This window comes from Nitratidesulfovibrio liaohensis, from assembly GCF_011682075.1.
In the GTDB taxonomy this organism is placed as follows: Bacteria; Desulfobacterota; Desulfovibrionia; order Desulfovibrionales; family Desulfovibrionaceae; genus Cupidesulfovibrio; species Cupidesulfovibrio liaohensis.
Genome location: NZ_VSMK01000382.1, coordinates 1 through 2,714 on the forward strand (window position 1 = coordinate 1; position 2,714 = coordinate 2,714).

3 protein-coding genes and 1 pseudogene are annotated in these 2,714 nt (G+C 70.4%); 3 read left to right on the plus strand and 1 reads right to left on the minus strand.

Annotated features, from left to right (window positions below; translation table 11 throughout):
* The 3 genes and pseudogenes from FVW27_RS12620 to FVW27_RS12630 form a co-directional block, all read left to right on the plus strand.
* Positions 1 to 231, plus strand: a pseudogene (locus tag FVW27_RS12620) (MoxR family ATPase); the annotation flags it as partial.
* An 8-nt stretch (positions 232 to 239) separates the two neighbouring features.
* Positions 240 to 1,784 carry a vWA domain-containing protein gene (locus FVW27_RS12625; protein ID WP_341806136.1) on the plus strand — a complete coding sequence of 515 codons (1,545 nt, stop codon included), beginning with the start codon at positions 240 to 242 and terminating at the stop codon, positions 1,782 to 1,784.
* Between the two features lie 2 nt (positions 1,785 to 1,786).
* The gene (locus tag FVW27_RS12630) at positions 1,787 to 2,245 is read left to right on the plus strand and encodes a hypothetical protein (protein ID WP_167125646.1); all 459 of its coding nucleotides are present in this window, start codon (positions 1,787 to 1,789) and stop codon (positions 2,243 to 2,245) included.
* A gap of 268 nt (positions 2,246 to 2,513) precedes the next feature.
* On the opposite strand, the gene FVW27_RS12635 is transcribed toward FVW27_RS12630, so the two are convergent.
* Positions 2,514 to 2,714, minus strand: a 201-nt coding sequence (locus tag FVW27_RS12635; RefSeq protein WP_279586628.1) for a helix-turn-helix domain-containing protein, incomplete at its 5' end; no start/stop codon positions are given.

Consider the following 2,714-nt stretch of genomic DNA (forward strand, 5'->3'; position numbering starts at 1 on the left):
CCGCATGACGCCCCGGTGCCCGACGAACCCGCCGCCGCCTACGCCATCTGCGAGGCGCTGGCCCGCCACGCCGCGCCCGACACCATGGAGGCGCTGGTCTGCTACGCGGACCGCCTGCCCGTGGAATTCGGCGTACTCCTGATGCGCGATTCCGTGCGCGCAGACACCACGGTGGTGGAAACCCCGTCCTTCGCGCGGTGGGCGCAGGCCAACGCCCACGTGCTGCTGTGAGTGGTGCCGTGCATCCGGAGATTGCCGACTTCCGGCCCGGCAGGCGGCCCGGTGTGCCGGTTCCGGCGGGCTTGGCGGGCGGGCTGTCTGGCGGGACGCTTGCCGGGGGAGTGGATGGTGCGCCTGTTGTGTCGTTTGCTGCCGGGGCAGTGGTCTCTTCCCCCGACGTTCCTGACTTCCCCGACCCTTCATCCCCCACCGACAAGGCGCTGGAAACCGAGGCCCACGGACGCATGCTGCGCGCCCGGACCGCGCTGGTGCTGGACCATCCCTTTTTCGGTTCGCTGGCCCTGCGGCTGCACCTGAAGGCGGACCCCGCCTGCGCCGGCCTGTGGACCGACGGCGTGACCCTGGGCTTCAACCCGCGCCGGGTGGCCGCCTTGCCGGACGCCATGGTCACGGCCATGCAGGCGCACGAGGTGCTGCACGTGGTCTGCGGCCACCACGTGCGCCGTCACGGGCGCGACGAGGGCCTGTGGAACCGCGCCTGCGACTACGCGGTGAACGGCATACTGCTGGATGCGGGCTTCACCCTGCCCGCAGGGTTTCTGGACGCGCCGGAACATCGTGACCGCACGGCGGAGGACATCTACGCCGTGCTTTCGCGCATGCAGGAAGAAGAGAAGGGCGGCGGCACCGGCGACAAGGCCCAGGGCGAGGCAGAGGCCAGCGGTGCGCGTTCCGGCGCTTCCGGCGACCAGCCGGAAGAAACCCCGGCCACGCAGCGCCGCAGCGACCCGGAACAGGCCCCGCCGGAACTGCCGGAAGGGGACGACGCGGACGGGCGCGGCGGCGACCGCACGGGCGATGGCGAAGGCCGCGACAATGTGGAAACGTCCTTTTCCGGCGAGGTGCGCGACCATCCACAGTTGCAGGGGGATGCATCTGACGCCGCACGCCGCCGGGCAGAGCGCGACCTGCGCATCGACCTCGGGCAGGCGGTGCAGGGGGCGCGCTTCATGGGCGATCTGCCCGCCGGGCTGGAACGGCTGGCCGGGCAGACCGTGCACCAGCCGCTGGACTGGCGGACCCTGCTGCGCCGGTTCATCCGCCAGTGCACGGCCAACGACTATTCGTGGACACCGCCCAACCGGCGGTACGTGCACATGGGGCTGCACCTGCCGTCGCTGCGCTCGCAGGATCTGCCGGAACTGGTGCTGGTCATCGACAGCTCCGGTTCGGTGGACGACGCCGCGCTGGCCCGCTTCTGCGGCGAGGTGTCCGCAATATTGCAGGATTTCGACACCCGGCTCACGGTGATCTGCTGCGACTGCGCCGTGCAGGAAGTGCTGCACCTGACGCGCTGGGACCTACCCCTGCGCCTGACCCCGCGCGGCGGGGGCGGTACCGACTACCGCCCGGCCTTCGCCCGCGTGGATGCCGACGGCCTGCGCCCGGCCTGCCTGATCTGCCTGACCGACCTTGAATGCAACCGCTTTCCCGCGCCGCCGCCGTACCCGGTGCTGTGGGCGTCCACCCGGCCCGTGGGGGCGGACGGTGGCGCCGACGCCCCGCCCTTCGGCGAGGTGCTGACCCTGCATGAAGGAGCCTGACCATGCGCATCGAATGGCGCATCGACAAGCAGCGCGGCAACCTGCGCCCCGTGCTGCGCTACACCGTGTCCCTTGAACCGCACGAAAAGGCGCTGGCCGTGCCCCCGGTGCGGGTGCAGTCCACCATTCCCGAACCGCCCGATTCGTGGCGGCCCCACTGCTACCCCGGCGAAAGCGAACGCGCGGGCGAGCCCCCCAGGGGCGTGTATGTGCTGGATGCCCCCTCGCACGCGGGGCGCGTGGCGGAAACCGCGCTGCGCCTGCCCTGGCGCGAGGACAACGCATACCCGGAGGTGGAGGCGTCGTTCGCCTTGCTGCGCGACGCCTGCGAGGCGCAACTGACCAGCGCCCACGCCAGCGGGCCCATGACCCTGCGCGGCGAACTGCGCGCCACCGAATCCATGCGCCGCCACGTGGCCCCGGCGGTGGTGGCCGAGCGGTTGTTGCGGCTGGCCAGGTAGAGGCTGTTGAAAAGCCAAACCGTTGCGGGGGAGGGACCCCTTTGGAAAAGGGTCTCCTCCCCGGCCCCTCCCCCCAAGACTTTTATTTGTATTGGCGGGTGCAATGCTCGAAGATTCGTATGGCAGTTGCCGTCTTTGACCGGAAAAGGCGCCCCGAAACAGGTTTTTCAACAACCCTTGGCGCAGGTTGCCGTTTCGTCCGATGCAACCGGCGGGATCGGATGAAGCGAGCGAAAAGACGCCCTTAGCTTCCAGAGCAGGGCCGCGCTTATTCCAGCCCCAGTTCCTTGCGCTTGCGCCACAGGGTCACGGTGGTGATGCCAAGGATGGCGGCGGAGCGCTCCATGTTGCGTTCCGTGGCCAGCACCCGGCGGATGTGCGCCTCTTCCAGTTCGCGCAGGGTGGGCAGGCGCGCGTCGTCCCCGTCGCCGCGTTGCGGCAGGCCGCCCACGCCCAGCGGGGGCAGTCC